Source organism: Amycolatopsis sp. NPDC114504 (assembly GCF_055633595.1).
Window position 1 is genome coordinate 760,742 of the sequence record NZ_JBVKDU010000005.1, and the last position, 13,492, is coordinate 774,233.

Annotated in this window: 15 protein-coding genes; 7 read left to right on the plus strand and 8 right to left on the minus strand. The window is 71.6% G+C overall.

The genetic code is table 11. The features are described 5' to 3' along the window. Positions 1-51: 51 nt before the first annotated feature. The 5 genes from pip to ACZ7PG_RS39630 form a co-directional block, all read right to left on the minus strand. On the minus strand, positions 52-999 hold the full coding sequence (gene pip / locus ACZ7PG_RS39610; protein ID WP_470244324.1) for a prolyl aminopeptidase: 948 nt from the start codon (positions 997-999) through the stop codon (positions 52-54). A 77-nt stretch (positions 1,000-1,076) separates the two neighbouring features. Beyond that, on the minus strand, positions 1,077-1,805 hold the full coding sequence (locus tag ACZ7PG_RS39615) for an ESX secretion-associated protein EspG (protein WP_470244325.1): 729 nt from the start codon (positions 1,803-1,805) through the stop codon (positions 1,077-1,079). A gap of 36 nt (positions 1,806-1,841) precedes the next feature. Then, on the minus strand, positions 1,842-3,170 hold the full coding sequence (locus tag ACZ7PG_RS39620; protein WP_470244326.1) for a hypothetical protein: 1,329 nt from the start codon (positions 3,168-3,170) through the stop codon (positions 1,842-1,844). A 3-nt stretch (positions 3,171-3,173) separates the two neighbouring features. After that, complete coding sequence (locus ACZ7PG_RS39625; RefSeq protein ID WP_470244327.1) at positions 3,174-3,791, minus strand: DUF3558 domain-containing protein; 618 nt, start codon at positions 3,789-3,791, stop codon at positions 3,174-3,176. 32 nt (positions 3,792-3,823) lie between these two features. Continuing rightward, positions 3,824-4,216: a hypothetical protein gene (locus ACZ7PG_RS39630; RefSeq protein WP_470244328.1), complete on the minus strand. Its 393-nt coding sequence runs from the start codon at positions 4,214-4,216 to the stop codon at positions 3,824-3,826. A 187-nt stretch (positions 4,217-4,403) separates the two neighbouring features. Between ACZ7PG_RS39630 and ACZ7PG_RS39635 the strand changes: the two genes are divergently transcribed. The 6 genes from ACZ7PG_RS39635 (at position 4,404) to ACZ7PG_RS39660 (ending at position 11,019) form a co-directional block, all read left to right on the plus strand. Continuing rightward, the gene (locus tag ACZ7PG_RS39635) at positions 4,404-4,985 is read left to right on the plus strand and encodes a TetR/AcrR family transcriptional regulator (RefSeq protein ID WP_470244329.1); all 582 of its coding nucleotides are present in this window, start codon (positions 4,404-4,406) and stop codon (positions 4,983-4,985) included. 23 nt (positions 4,986-5,008) lie between these two features. Next, complete coding sequence (locus ACZ7PG_RS39640) at positions 5,009-5,575, plus strand: TIGR03086 family metal-binding protein (protein WP_470244330.1); 567 nt, start codon at positions 5,009-5,011, stop codon at positions 5,573-5,575. Positions 5,576-5,790: 215 nt separating this feature from the next. After that, the gene (locus tag ACZ7PG_RS39645; protein WP_470244331.1) at positions 5,791-7,146 is read left to right on the plus strand and encodes a hemolysin family protein; all 1,356 of its coding nucleotides are present in this window, start codon (positions 5,791-5,793) and stop codon (positions 7,144-7,146) included. Then, complete coding sequence (locus ACZ7PG_RS39650) at positions 7,143-8,186, plus strand: hemolysin family protein (RefSeq protein ID WP_470244332.1); 1,044 nt, start codon at positions 7,143-7,145, stop codon at positions 8,184-8,186. The genes ACZ7PG_RS39645 and ACZ7PG_RS39650 overlap by 4 nt, the downstream gene beginning before the upstream one ends. Then, positions 8,183-9,064, plus strand: coding sequence for a 3-methyladenine DNA glycosylase (locus ACZ7PG_RS39655; protein WP_470244333.1), 882 nt, complete (start codon positions 8,183-8,185; stop codon positions 9,062-9,064). Before ACZ7PG_RS39650 ends, ACZ7PG_RS39655 begins: the two co-directional genes overlap by 4 nt. Before the next feature lie 1,265 nt (positions 9,065-10,329). Then, entirely contained in the window at positions 10,330-11,019 is a 690-nt protein-coding gene (locus ACZ7PG_RS39660) for a hypothetical protein (protein ID WP_470244334.1), read from the plus strand. On the opposite strand, the gene ACZ7PG_RS39665 is transcribed toward ACZ7PG_RS39660, so the two are convergent. From ACZ7PG_RS39665 to ACZ7PG_RS39675, 3 genes are read right to left on the minus strand one after another with little or no spacing between them, the layout of a single operon-like run. Further along, on the minus strand, positions 11,016-11,789 hold the full coding sequence (locus tag ACZ7PG_RS39665; protein WP_470244335.1) for an aldo/keto reductase: 774 nt from the start codon (positions 11,787-11,789) through the stop codon (positions 11,016-11,018). The genes ACZ7PG_RS39660 and ACZ7PG_RS39665 overlap by 4 nt on opposite strands. Before the next feature lie 43 nt (positions 11,790-11,832). Then, positions 11,833-12,639 (minus strand): helix-turn-helix domain-containing protein, encoded by an 807-nt coding sequence (locus tag ACZ7PG_RS39670; protein ID WP_470244336.1) that lies wholly within the window; start codon positions 12,637-12,639, stop codon positions 11,833-11,835. A 36-nt stretch (positions 12,640-12,675) separates the two neighbouring features. Further along, positions 12,676-12,966 (minus strand): hypothetical protein, encoded by a 291-nt coding sequence (locus ACZ7PG_RS39675; RefSeq protein ID WP_470244337.1) that lies wholly within the window; start codon positions 12,964-12,966, stop codon positions 12,676-12,678. Between the two features lie 156 nt (positions 12,967-13,122). On the opposite strand from ACZ7PG_RS39675, the gene ACZ7PG_RS39680 reads away from it, so the two are divergent. Next, complete coding sequence (locus tag ACZ7PG_RS39680) at positions 13,123-13,482, plus strand: nuclear transport factor 2 family protein (protein ID WP_470244338.1); 360 nt, start codon at positions 13,123-13,125, stop codon at positions 13,480-13,482. The last annotated feature ends 10 nt before the right edge of the window (positions 13,483-13,492 follow it).

Genomic DNA, 13,492 nt, shown 5'->3' on the forward strand with positions numbered 1-13,492 from the left:
CGGTCGTGAGTGAGAAACAGCGTTAGAACACTGTTTCTCACTCACGACCCCCTAGCGGGCGAAGCGGTCGGTCGCGCCGACGAGGACGTCCTGCATCGGGGCGTTCTGCGTCGAATGCCCGATGTCGTTCAGCATGACCAGTTCGCTGCCCGGCCAGCCGTGGTGCAGCAGCCACGGCGTGCCGACGATGTTGTTCGTGTCCAGCACCCCCTGGGCCAGCACGGCCGGGATGCCGGCGAGCTTGCCGAGGTTCCGCAGGATCTCGCCGTCGGGCAGGAACGCCCGGTTGCCGAAGTAGTGCGTGACCAGCCGGGCGAAGCAGAGCCGGAAGGCCGGGTCCTCGAAGGACTTGTACGGGGGCACGCCCGGGAGCATCGCGTCTTCCCAGGCGCTCCAGTCGTCGGCCGCCTTGCGGTGGATCGCCGGGTCGGGATCCATCAGCAGCCGGTGGTAGGCGACGGCGAGGTCACCGTCGCGCTCGCTCTCCGGCACGCCCAGGCGGAACTTCTCGAAGGCCTCCGGGAAGTACGCGCCGAGCCCGCGGATGAGCATTTCGATCTCGATGAAGCGGTCGGTCGCCAGGCCCATCAGGACCATTTCGCTGACCCGCTCGGTGTGCCGCAGGGCGTAGGTCAGGCTGAGCACGCATCCCCAGGACCCGCCGAACAGCAGCCACTTCTCGATGCCGAGCCGGGTGCGGAGCAGTTCGAAGTCGGCGACGAGGTGGTCGGTGGTGTTGGCGGACAGGTCGGCGACCGGGGCACCGGCGTGCGGGGTGCTGCGCCCGCAGCCGCGCTGGTCGACGAGCACGACGCGGTACCGGGCCGGGTCGAAGTACCGGCGGAGGTTCGTCGAGCAGCCGGAGCCCGGGCCGCCGTGCACGACCAGCGCGGGCTTGCCGTCCGGGTTCCCGCAGCTCTCCCAGTAGATCTCGTGCCCGTCGCCGACGTCGAGCATGCCGTGTTCGTACGGTTCGATCTCGGGGTACAGCCCAGCCATCAGCGCGTCCTTCCACCGGAATACAACAGCGCTGTCACATTACTGTTGAAGGCCGCTCTCCGCGTCCCCTTTTCCGGTCAGACGAGGGCGCCGGCCAGCTCCATGAGCGTGTCGGCCAGTTCGCGCGGGCCCGCCGGGCCGATGTGGATGACGGCGTCGTCGCCCGTGCCCGAGGTGTAGCTGAGGTAGCGGCCCCAGTCCGTGTCGGCGTAGTGCAGCGGCTGCTGCAGGCAGGTGTGGCGCCCGACGTCGTCCCGGCGGCCGACGTAGAGCTCCCCGCTGCCCGAGACCGGGCGCTGCACGAGGCTGACGACGTCGGCGACCGCCGGGTCGAGCGGGTAGGCGTCCTGGCCGCGGCGGGCCGCTTCGCTCAGGTCGGCCACCCGGACGGCGCGCGGGTGCCCGCCGCCCGCGCCCAGCGGCGGCAGCTGCTCGACGAGCGACTCGGCGAGCCGGTTCCGGTCGATCTCCTGGACGCCGACCTGCGTCCCGTCGGAGACGGCGAGGACCGCCTGCAGGCCCTTCGCGGCGGCGAGCACGCCGTAGGTCCGGCCGTCGACGCCCACCCAGCCGTAGCACTCCCGCGCCGGGTTCACCAGCAGCGGGAGCCAGTCGAGGAAGTCGACGCTGGCCCGGCCGCGCGCGTCGACCAGCCCGGCTTCGGCCAGCGCGGCGTCGATCCGCTTGCCGGCCTCGTCCCGTTCCTCGTCCGACAGCCACAGCGCCTCCGGGCGCAGGGTGATGTGCAGCTGACCGACCTGCTCGCGCTCCGCCAATGCGGCCAGCGCCTCGACCGGAACATCCACCCGGCCTGTTGCCACGTCCACCCGCCTTTACCCGCTCTACTCGCCGATGACCGGCGGACTGGTCCGCTGGTCGGTGCCGAAGATGGCGTCCGGGTCCGCCTCGATCAGGAAGTCCGGCCGCTGGTGCTCATCGTCTTCGTCGCCCTCGCCCCGGCGGCCCCCGGCGCCCATGGGCCCCATCTGCCCGGACCGGCCGCCGGCCGACCGCGCGGCGGCGGCTTCCGCTGCGGCGGCGTTGCCGAGGCTGCCCATGCCGGAGCCGCGGCCACTGCCGAGCCCGCGCTCCCCCGCCGCGCCGGAACCACCACCGGCGCCGGAGCCGGTTCCGCTGATCGGACGGCCGTTGGAGTCCAGCAGCCGGCTGCCGGCGTTGCCGCTCGTCGGCCCGCGTCCGCCGGTGCTGGAGTTGGGGTCGCTGCCGAAGGTGTTCGAGTAGTTCTGGCCCCCGCCGCCGCTGTTGGTGGGGTAGAAGTCGATCCCGCCGGTGCCGGGCGGCGTCTTGCCGGGCCGGTCCGTGCTCGTCTGACCGGGCCGGGTGGGCGTGGTCGGCAAGGTCGTGCTCGTCGGCCGCGTGGTGTCGGTGGGGCGTGTGGTGTCCGTCGGACGCGTGGTGTCGGTCGGCCGGCCCGTGTCCGTCGGGCGCCCGGTGTCGGTCGGCCTGGTCGTGTCGGTCGACCCGGGCTTGTCGGGACCACCGGTGTGCGTGGTGTCGACGCTGGTGGTCGAGGTGTGGTCGTCGCCGCCACCCGGCGGGATCGGCTTCAGCTCGTGCTCGTTGATGATGACCGGCGGCTTGATCGGCGGCGGCCCGCCACCCTGGTTCACGGCGATCGTGGAGCCGTCGGACTCGAGGATGCCGTACTCGGTGGGGAGCGCCGACCTGGTGCTGTCGGTGGCGTTGCTGTACTGGTCCATCACGCGGACGTTGGTGTCGTTCGCCGCGTTGTACTTCGCCATGCCCTCTTGGTAGCTGTCGATGTCGTCCTTGGCCATGAACGGCCCCGCGATCGGGATCGCGGCCTTCAACCCGATGCTCCAGGCACTGGGCTTGTCCGGCTTCGGCGGCACCTCGACGACGCTGTAGCTCGAGTCGTCGAACGCGGCAGCCTGAGTCTTCACGGAAGCGGTGGTCGCGTCCAACGGCACCGAACTCTCGCGGAAGGCTTGTTCCATCGGACCCGCGCCCGCGTTCGCGGCGTCCGCGGCGTCGCCGCTCCAGGAGCTCACCATGCGCTCCTGGAGCGCCTTGATGCTCGCCCCGTGCTCCATGTAGGCGTCGGACAGCTCCTGGACCGTGTCCGCCATCTGCTGCAGCCCGCGAGTGTCACCCTGTCTGAAGTTGTCGAAGATCTGCTTGCCGTCCACTCGTCATGCCCCCTTGAGTGTTTTGATGATGCTCGACGCCACTTCACCGGCCGCGCCGCAAGAATCGTCCTGACCCTGGTAGCCCTGGGCGTACACGTCGAACGTGAGGTCGTCGGCGATGCCGACACCGAGGCCGCAGGAACCGGTCGGCCGTTCATCCTTGATGCCGTAGTAGATGGCCGGGTAGCCCTCGACGTCCGAGGCTCCCTCGAGGAAGCGGATGAAGGTCTTGGCGCGGTACCCCGCGTAGAGCCCCGCCAGGCCACCCGCTCCCCGGTCACGGTTACCCGTCGCGAGCGTCACGGAGAGGCCGATGCCTTCGCCGCGGCGCGTCCACGCACAGGACGGCCCGGCCTCGGTGAAGGCTGTGTCGCCCTTCGCCTGGTACACACCCGGGTCGGTGTAGCGAAGCGGGGTGAGGACGTCCTGCGGGACGATCGCGCAGGTGTCGCCGAGGTACTTGGTCGCGTCCAAAGGGACGGAGACCTTCGGCACCTCGGGATCGGCCGACGGCGCGTCCGTCGCCGACGATCCCGCCGTCGACGGCGAAGCCGTGCCCCCCGTCGTCGTGGTGCACGCGGTCGCGAGGCCGGCCGAAACGGCCAGGAGGACCGCCAACACGCCCAGTTTGCTTCGGAACAAGTTCGGCTCGCCTATGCCTTGAAGGTGTCGGACATGTCCTGGTCGGTGACCACGGTCTTCGACTGGGCGTCCTTGAGCTTCTTGATGTAGTCCTGCGCGTACTTCTGCATGGACTCGTTCTGGTTGAGCAACGCGAGGATCGAGTCGGAGCTGGTCGTGGCATAACCCCCGCTGGCCGGGTCCTTGCCGGGCGCCATTCCGCTCGCGACGACCAGGTGCCGGATCTTGTCCCCGTCCTTGGAGATCTTGTCGAGCACGTCCTCCCACTGGCCGATCACCGCGTTCAGCTCCGCGGGGTCCATCTTGAACTGGCCGCCCTTGCCCCCGCCGTAGACCCGGCCCGGGGTGTTCAAGACGTCGCCCCACAGCGCCTGTGCCGCCTGCCCGGCTTCGCCGATGATCACGCCCCAGCACCTTCCCCTCAGTTCACCCACCGTGATGGTGCAGAGATTAGCCAACTGTCTCATGTCGTGTCAGCGAATCGCCGCAACGTTCCGACGATGGGGTCTGCGGTTCGGTTCCCGGGCACTCCGGGTCACAGTACGTACGTACGGATTGCGAGATCCGGGTCCGCGGTGCCAGGATTTCAGGATGCCACGCGTAAGCCAGGATCACCTCGACGCACGACGGCGCCAGATCCTCGACGGCTCGCGCGTGTGCTTCGCACGCTACGGCTACGAAGGTGCCACAGTCCGGCGCCTGGAGGAAGCCACCGGCCTGTCGCGCGGTGCCATCTTCCACCACTTCCGCGACAAGGAGTCGCTCTTCCTCGCCCTCGCCGAAGACGATGCCATCCGGATGGCCGACGTCGTCGCCGAACAGGGCCTGGTCCAGGTCATGCGGGACCTCCTCGCCGGTGGTGACCACCCCGCCGACTGGCTCGGCACCCGCCTCGAGGTCTCCCGGCGGCTGCGCACCGATCCCGAGTTCCGCGGCCGCTGGGCCGAGCGCTCCGAACAGCTGACCACCGCCACCCGCCTGCGCCTGCTGCGCCAGCGGGAGGCCGGGATCCTGCGCGACGACGTCGACGTCGATGTCCTCACCGCGTTCCTGGAACTCGTCCTCGAAGGCCTGGTCTCGCACCTGGCCATGGGCCTGCCGGCCGCCGGCCTCGGCCCGGTGCTCGACCTCGTCGAGGAGACCGTGCGGCGGCACCGGCCGGGCACCACCTGATCCGGCGTGGTCGAATGGCCCGCGTGGATCTCCTCGAAGCGCACGGCCAGGCGGTGCGGGCCTTCGGCGACGCGGCGCACTCGGCGGGCGAAGCCGACTGGGACCAGCGGACGCCGTGCACCGAGTGGACGGTCCGCGACCTCGTGAACCACCTCGTCGCCGAGCAGCTCTGGGCCCCGGCCCTGCTGGCCGGCGCCACTTTGGACGACGTCGGCGACCGCTACGACGGCGACGTCCTCGGCGACGACCCGGTGGCCGCCTGGGACGCCGCCGCCGAAGCCGCTCGCGAGGCCTTCCTCGACGAGGGCGTGCTGGAACGCGCGGTGCACGTCTCGGCCGGACTGCTCCCCGCCCGCGAGTACGGCTGGCAGATGACGATCGACGCCGCCGTGCACGCGTGGGACCTCGCGACGGCGCTGGGTCTCCCCTGCCCGGTGACCGAGGACCTGGCCGAAGGGCTGCTCGACGTCGTCCGGCCGTGGGTGGACGAGTGGCAGGGGCTCGGCATCTTCGACCCGCCGGTCCCGATCCCCCATGGCGAAGGTCCCGTCGCGCGGCTCGTCGCCCTGCTCGGGCGGCGGCCGCGGTGAATCACCCGCCGAGGTGAGCGCGCCGACACACCGATATCCCGGCGGGCGGCGGCAGGGACACGTTAAGATTGTCCGCATATCCGCAGTACACGCCGATTCACTGCTAGGAGTGACCGTTTCGTGCGCGCAGCGCAGTCACCTGGTGACAGTACCGAGCCGGGTGACCGACCCGGCTGTCCGATAGGTTCATCCCCCGCCGACCGGGCGGGTGCGGAATGATCCAGATCCTCTTCGCCGTGCTCGGCGTCCTCCTCTTCGTGCTGCTGACGGTCGGCACCGGACTCGCCGTCGCGGCCGAGTTCTCGCTGACCGCGCTCGAGCGCAGCACCGTCGACGCGAACGTCCGCCAGGTCGGCGACCGCCGGGCGCTGACCGTCCAAAAGGCACACCGGACGCTCTCGTTCCAGCTCTCCGGCGCCCAGGTCGCGATCACCCTGACCACGCTGATCACCGGGTACCTGGCCGAGCCGCTGATCGGCGAGCTCGTCCGGCCGCTGCTCACCGGCGTCGGGCTCTCCGAAGGGTTCGCCGGGGGCGCGTCGATCGTGCTCGCCCTGGTCATCGCGACCTCGCTGTCGATGATCCTCGGCGAGATGGTGCCGAAGAACCTGGCGATCGCCCGGCCGCTGCCGACCGCGCGCGCCGTCGCCGGCTACCACTCGCGGTTCTCCGCGCTGTTCCGCTGGCTCATCACGATCATGAACAACAGCGCGAACTTCCTCGTCCGCAAGTTCGGCGTCGAGCCCCAGGAGGAGCTGCGGTCCGCGCGTTCGCCGCAGGAGCTGGGCTCGATCGTGCGCTCCAGCGCCGAAAGCGGCACGCTCGACACGTCGACGGCGGAGCTGCTGGACCGCTCGCTGCGGTTCGGCGAGCGCACCGCGGAGGAGCTCATGACCCCGCGGGTGCAGATCGAGTCCCTCGCGATCGACGACACCATCGAGGACCTCATCGACCTCTCGCGCCGCACCGGGTTCTCGCGGTTCCCGGTGCACGCCGAGGACCTCGACGACGTCCGCGGCGCCGTGCACGTCAAACAGGCCTTCGCGGTGCCCGCCGCCGACCGCGCCGCCGTGCCGATCGGCTCGGTCATGCGGCCGGTGCCGACCGTGCCCGAGTCCCTGCCCGGCGACGACCTGCTGAACCGGCTGCGCGACTCCCGCTTCCAGCTGGCGATCGTCGTCGACGAGTACGGCGGCACGGCCGGGCTGGTGACCCTCGAGGACGTCGTCGAGGAGATCATCGGCGACGTCCGCGACGAGCACGACGACCACGAAGGCCCGGCGGCGCAGCAGGTCGGCACCGACAGCTGGCTGGTGTCCGGGCAGCTGCGTGCCGACGAGGTCACCGACGTGACCGGGTTCCGGATGCCCGACGGCGACTACGAGACCATCGCCGGGCTGATTCTCGAACGGCTGGGCAAGATCCCCGACGAGGGGGACGCCGCGGAGGTCGACGGCTGGCGGCTCACCGTCACCACCATGGACAAGCGCCGGATCGCCGAGGTCGAGGTGGCCCCGGTCCGGACGCCCGAAAGCATCCCCGAACCCGCGGTAGCCGAGGTGGCCTCGTGAGCGACTGGCTGAACATCGCCCTCGTCGTGGTCCTGCTGCTGACCAACGCCTTCTTCGTCGGCGCGGAGTTCACCCTGATCTCCTCGCGGCGCGACAGACTCGAAGCGCTGCTGGAGCAGGGCAAGACGCGCGCGAAGATCGTGATCAACGCGAGCAAGCACGTGTCGCTGATGCTCGCCGGCGCGCAGCTGGGCATCACCATCTGCTCGCTGCTGCTCGGCCGCCTCGGCGAGCCCGCGATCGCGCACCGGCTGTCGGCGTTCTTCGACCTGCTGGGCCTGCCCGAGGCGCTGCTGCACGCGGTCTCGTTCGCCATCGCGCTGGCGTTCATCACCGTGCTGCACGTCCTGATCGGCGAGATGGTGCCGAAGAACCTCGCGATCGCCGAGCCCGAGCGGCTCGCGCTGTGGCTGGTGCCGGTGCACGTCGGGTGGGTCAAGATCGCCAACCCGTTCATCTGGCTGCTGAACTTCGTCGCCAACTCGCTGCTGCGCGCGTTCAAGGTCGAGCCGAAGGACGAGCTCGAGACGGCCTACACCTCCGACGAGCTGGCCGAGCTGCTCAGCGAGTCGCGGCGGGAGGGCCTGATCGACCAGTCCGAGCACCGGCGGCTGACCCAGACGCTGTCGTCGGTGCAGAAGACGGTGGCCGACGTGCTGGTGCCGACCGCGGAGCTGACGACCCTGCCCTGCGGGCCGACCGTCGGCGACGTCGAGCGGGCGGTCTCGTCGACCGGCTTCTCGCGGTTCCCGGTGTGCACCGACGACGGCAGGCTGACCGGCTACATCCACGTCAAGGACGTCCTCGACCTGGCGGGCCACGACCCGGCGACGGTCGTGCCCGACGCGAAGACGCGCCCGCTCACCGAGCTGCGCGCCGACGCCCGGCTCGACGTCGCGCTGTCGGCCATGCGCAAGGAGGGCAGCCACCTGGCGCGGGCGCTCGACACCACGGGCAACGCGGTGGGCGTCGTCGCGCTCGAGGACCTCGTCGAGGAGTACGTGGGCACCGTGCGCGACGGAACCCACGTGGGCGCATGACCGCCGTCGACGTGCTCGCCGAACCGGACTGGCTGGCCCGGGAGGCGGCGCACGTCGAGCGGATGCGGCGGTGGACGGTGCCACACCAGGAACGGCGCTCGCGGGGCGAGAAGCACCCGGTGCTGGACTTCCTGTTCACCTACTACTCGCACCGGCCGTCGCACCTGCAGCGGTGGCAGCCCGGGCCCGGCGTCGCGCTCGCCGGGCCCGGGGCGCGGCGCTTCCTGGACCGCAAGGGGTACGTCGAGACCGCCGACGGCGTGCTCCTCGACCCGGCGGGCTTCACCGAGGGCAAGAAGCGGACGGCCGAGTTCGTCCTGGGCCTGCTGACCGCGACGGCGTCCCGCGCGCCGCGGCTGAGCTGTTTCGGGCTGCACGAGTGGGCGATGGTCTACCGCGAGCCGGCCGACTCGGTGCGCCACGACCAGGTCCCGCTCCGGCTCGGCTCCGCGGGCACCGACGAGGTCGTCGAGTCGCTGGACATCCGGTGCGGCCACTTCGACGCGTTCCGGTTCTTCACCGCCGACGCCCGGCCACGCAACGAGCTGACGCCGGCCAGGGAGACACAGGTCGCACTCGAGCAGCCGGGGTGCCTGCACGCGAACATGGACCTGTTCAAATGGGCGTACAAGCTCGACCCGTTCGTGCCCGCGGAGCTCGTGGCGGACGGGTTCGAGCTGGCCGTCGAGATCCGGACGCTGGACATGCGGGCGAGCCCGTACGACCTGGCCGCGCTGGGCTACCCGCCGGTGCGGATCGAGACGGCCGAAGGACGGGCCGAATACGCCAGGGCCCAAGGTGACTTCGCCCGGCGGGCGGCACCGGTGCGTGCTCGGCTGATAGCGCACTGCCATCGCCTGGTCAGCGCAGCACCCTGAGTACGCGCCACTGTGAGTCAGATTATTCTCTCACCGATACTCACCTGTTAGGGTGATAACGGTTTCATTGCATCGCAGCGCGTGCTTGACATGCGCAGACGCGGAAAGGACGAGGGACGATGGGGCGACACACCCGGGACGACGAGCCCGTGCCGCACCCTCAGGACCAGACCGGCACACCGGGCGGCCGCCGCCCGCAGCCGGACGAGCCCCCCGCCCCAGGACGCGGCAAGGCCTCCGGCGCTGGTCCGGGCACCTCGAAGCGCAGTTCCATCTCGGCCGCGTTTGGGATCGCCGGACGGGGTGCCGCTCCCGGCCAGTCGTCGGGTTACTTCGTCTCCGGGGGCGAGGCTTCCGGAGCGCACCCCGTCGCCGGCCGTGGTGAAGCGTCTGGTTCGTACCCTGTGGTCGGCCGCGGTGAAGCCTCCGGTTCCTATCCTGTGGTTGGGCGCGGTGAGGCCTCCGGTTCCTACCCTGCCGCCGGGCGCGGTGAAGCTTCCGGTTCCTACCCTGTCGTTGGCCGCGGTGAGGCCTCCGGCTTCCACCCTGGGCGTGGCGAAGCTTCTGGTTCGCACCCGGTCCCGGGCGAGGCGTCTGGTTCCTACCCCGCCGCCGGCCGCGGTGAGGCTCCCGCCGGCCGCCGCGGTAAGGCCTCCGGCTCCCACCCCGGCGCCGGCCGCGGTGAGGCCTCCGGCTCCTATCCCGTCGCCGGCCGCGGCGACGCTCCCACCGGCCGCGGTAAGTCTTCCGCCCGCCGTGGTGAGGCCTCCGGCTCCTACCCCGTCGCCGGCCGTGGTGAAGCCACCGGTGCCCACCCCGCCGCCGGCCGCGGTGAAGCTCCCGCCGGCCGCCGGGGCGAGGCCTCCGGCTCCCAGCCTGTTGCCGGGCGTGGCGAGGCTTCCGGTTCCTACCCCGCCGTCGGCACCGGCTCGCACCCCGCCGCCCGCCGCGGTGAAGCTCCCGCTGGCCGCGGGGAAGCCACCGGCGCCAACCCGACCCGCCGGGGCGACGGCTCCGGCGGAGGCCGCTTCCGGGGTAAAGCCTCCCGGCCGGCTGAGTCGGCCGCCGAGCGGACCGAGGTCATCACCCGGCACGGTGAGACCTCCGGGGACTACCCGATCACCGTCCGGAACGAGCCGTCCGGTTCCGCCCGGGCCGGCGGCCGCACCCTCGACCGCGAAGAACCCGCCGAAGAAGCCCCTTCGCGCCGCGGCCGCCGTCGCAGCGAAGCCGCCGCCGAGGGAGAGACTCCCGGCCGTCGGCGCATGCCCCCCACCCGCACCGACACCACCGCGCCCGAGGGCAAGAGCGAGGCCACCGGCTCGCACCGGACCCTCGGCAAGGGCGAAGCCACCGGCTCGCACCGGATCGTCGGCAAGAAAGCCCCGCGGCGCCGGATCGCCGGCTGGCCGATCGCCTGTGCCGTCCTCGCCGCCCTGATCGGGCTCGGCGTGATCGGCTGGAACTGGGCCGACAGCGAGCTCAACAGCCGCGCCGAAGCACAGGCCGCCAGCTGCTCCGGCGGCACCTCGCACATGCGGATCATCGTCACCCCGAGCGCGCAGAAGCCCCTCACCGCCGCGGCCGACCGCTGGAACCAGGCCGCGACCGTCGTGCACGGCCAGTGCGTGCACGTGATGATCGAGGCCAAGCCGTCCGCGCAGGTGCTCGACGCGCTGGTCGGCCGCACCAACCTCGACGCGATCGGCGGGCTCCCGGCCGCCTGGCTGCCCGAGTCGACCTACTGGATCAGCGAGCTGACGACCAAGAAGCCCGAGCTGATCGGCTCGCCCGCCCAGTCGGTCGCGAACGCGCGCTCGGCGGACTACCCGTTCGTCGGGCTCTCCGGGAACGGCATCGACGACACCGTCCTGCGCGCCTCCCAGACCTTCCGCGAGTACCTCGAGCAGCCCGCCCAGCAGGCCGACTTCGCCGCCGCCGGGATCAAGTCCTAGACGCGCGTCCCGTTGTCGAGCTCGGACACCACGGCGAGGTCGTCGTCGGCCAGCTCGAAGTCGAAGATCCCGAAGTTCTCGCGGGTCCGGGTCGTCGTGGCCGACGCCGCCACCGCGACCGTGTCGGCCTGCAGGTGCCAGCGCAGCACGATCTGGGCCGGCGTCTTGCCGTACTTCGCCGCGAGCGCGGTGACCGTCTCGTCGGCCAGCAGGCCGGCGTTGGCGGCCGGGCTCGACGCCGCGGTCACGATGCCGCGCTCGGCGTGGAACTCGCGCAACGGGACCTGCTGCAGCCACGGGTGCAGCTCGACCTGGTTCAGCGCCGGGACCGCGCCGGTGGCGTCGATCAGCCGGCGCAGTTCCGCGACGCCGAACCCGGCGACGCCGACCGCGCGCACGCGACCGTCGGCGCGAAGCCGGCTCAGCGCGCGCCAGGTGTCGGTGAACGCGCCTTTCGTGCCGTCTAGGAGGCACAGGTCGGCCCGCTCGAGCTGGAGCGCGGCCAGTGCCTGGTCGGCGGCCCGGCGGGCGGCGTCGTACCCCTGGGCGGGCACCTTCACGCTCACGAACAGCTCGTCGCGGGGTACGCCGGCGAGCGCGTCGCCCACCGCGGCTTCCGTGCCCGGTGCGGTGTCGAACCCGCGGTAGCCGGTGTCGAGGGCGATGCGGACGGCGCGGCCGACTTCGGACGCGGTCAGTCCCGCGACACCGAACAGCAGCTGGGGGATGCGGACTCCGTCGGACAGGGCGAGCGAAGGCGGGACGGCCATCTGCCGGTGATCCTCACGTCGGATGCTGCGCGGGTGTCCCCCATCATTCCACCGACGCGGCCCGCCCGCGCAGGTATGCGGCGGTCGCCGGGTCGGCCGGGAAGAACGACTCGATGACCAGTTCCGCGACCGTGACGTCCAGCGGGGTGCCGAACGTCGCCACCGTGCTGAAGAACGTCAGGTCGGTGCCTTCGTGGCGGAACTTCAGCGGCACGAAGATGTCACCCGGTCCAGGGACCTCCACCTCGGGCACCGGCTGGTCGCACGGGTAGCCGCGCAGCTCGTCGAGGAGGCCGGTGAGCCCCGGGTCGGCGGTCTGGCCCACCTGGCGCCGGAGCCGGCCGAGCAGGTGGGCGCGCCACTCCCCGAGGTTGAGGACGTGCGGGGCCATGCCGTCGGGGTGCAGCGTCGCGCGCAGGACGTTGGTGGTCAGCTCGGCCGGGATCCCGGCGACGAACAGGCCGGTGGCGGCGTTGGCGTCGACGAGGTCCCAGTTCCGGTCGACGACGGCGGCCGGGTAGGGCTCGTGGCTCGCGAGCAGCTGCCGGACGGCCTGGCGCACGGCACTCATCTCCGGGTCCCCCAGCGCGTTCTCGGTGTAGGCGGGCGCGAACCCGGCGGCGAGCAGCAGCCGGTTGCGTTCGCGCAGCGGCACGTCGAGGTGCTCGCCGAGCCGCAGCACCATGTCCCGGCTCGGCCGCGAACGCCCGGTTTCCACGAAGCTCAGGTGGCGCGTGGAGATGTCCGCCGAGATCGCGAGGTCGAGCTGGCTGATCCGGCGCCGGTCGCGCCATTCCCGCAGCAGCTCCCCGACGGGCCGCTGCCGAGCGGTCTGCACCGTAGTCGTCACGCGAGCGACGCTACGGCGATCACCGGGTGGCTGCCATTACTTCGGGGGTAATGGCAGCAGCTCCGCGCCGGGTGGGCACCAGCCTTCGAGGCGATCCATCAGGTCGCGGAGGGCGTCGTCGGCCGGATCCTCGGCCCCCTCCGGCAGATCGGCGACGACGGCGTCCAGCGCGGCCCCACTTGCCTGCAGCATGGCTTCGCGCGTGACACCGGCCGCCAAGCCGGCCTTGGCCACCGCTTCGAGGGCATCCCACGCCTGCGCGGTCCGAGCCGCGGCGGTCAGGTCCCGGATCAGGTGCTGATCGCCGGGAGCGGATTGGTTCGCCATTGCCCGATTGTGTCGAGCGGCGGCGTGGACGCGCCGGCGATTTCCTGCCGCCGCGGCATTACCTCGCGCGTAATCGACGGGCCGCCGCCGCGCCAGCAGAGTGGGGCTCAGCGCAGGACGACGAAAGCCGTTGTCCCCCAACCGAAGGAGTCCGTCATGAGCGACGTCCGCACGATCGTCGAGCAGTACATCGCCGTCTGGAACGAGACCGACGGCGACAAGCGCCGCGCCCTCGTCGGTGAGCTCTTCACCGCCGCCGCCCGCTACACCGACCCGCTCGGGGCCGTCGCCGGGCACGACGGGATCGACCAGTTCGTCGGCGGGGCCCAGCAGCAGTTCGCCGGGCTCACCTTCAGCCTGCCCGCCGAGCCCGACGCGCACCACGACCTCGCGCGGTTCCAGTGGTACCTCGGCACCCCGGGCGCCGAGCCCCTCGCGATCGGGTTCGACGTCGTCGAGCTCGAGGACGGCAAGATCGCCAAGGTGCACGGCTTCCTGGACAAGATCCCGGGCTGACCGCGAACGT

Bases quoted from the DNA above. Each gene is read 5' to 3' on its own strand.
- pip (WP_470244324.1), bottom strand. From the start codon at position 999: ATGGCTGGGCTGTACCCCGAGATCGAACCGTACGAACACGGCATGCTC.
- ACZ7PG_RS39635 (WP_470244329.1), top strand. From the start codon at position 4,404: ATGCCACGCGTAAGCCAGGATCACCTCGACGCACGACGGCGCCAGATC.
- ACZ7PG_RS39645 (WP_470244331.1), top strand. From the start codon at position 5,791: ATGATCCAGATCCTCTTCGCCGTGCTCGGCGTCCTCCTCTTCGTGCTG.
- ACZ7PG_RS39655 (WP_470244333.1), top strand. From the start codon at position 8,183: ATGACCGCCGTCGACGTGCTCGCCGAACCGGACTGGCTGGCCCGGGAG.
- ACZ7PG_RS39660 (WP_470244334.1), top strand. From the start codon at position 10,330: ATGCCCCCCACCCGCACCGACACCACCGCGCCCGAGGGCAAGAGCGAG.
- ACZ7PG_RS39665 (WP_470244335.1), bottom strand. From the start codon at position 11,789: ATGGCCGTCCCGCCTTCGCTCGCCCTGTCCGACGGAGTCCGCATCCCC.
- ACZ7PG_RS39675 (WP_470244337.1), bottom strand. From the start codon at position 12,966: ATGGCGAACCAATCCGCTCCCGGCGATCAGCACCTGATCCGGGACCTG.
- ACZ7PG_RS39680 (WP_470244338.1), top strand. From the start codon at position 13,123: ATGAGCGACGTCCGCACGATCGTCGAGCAGTACATCGCCGTCTGGAAC.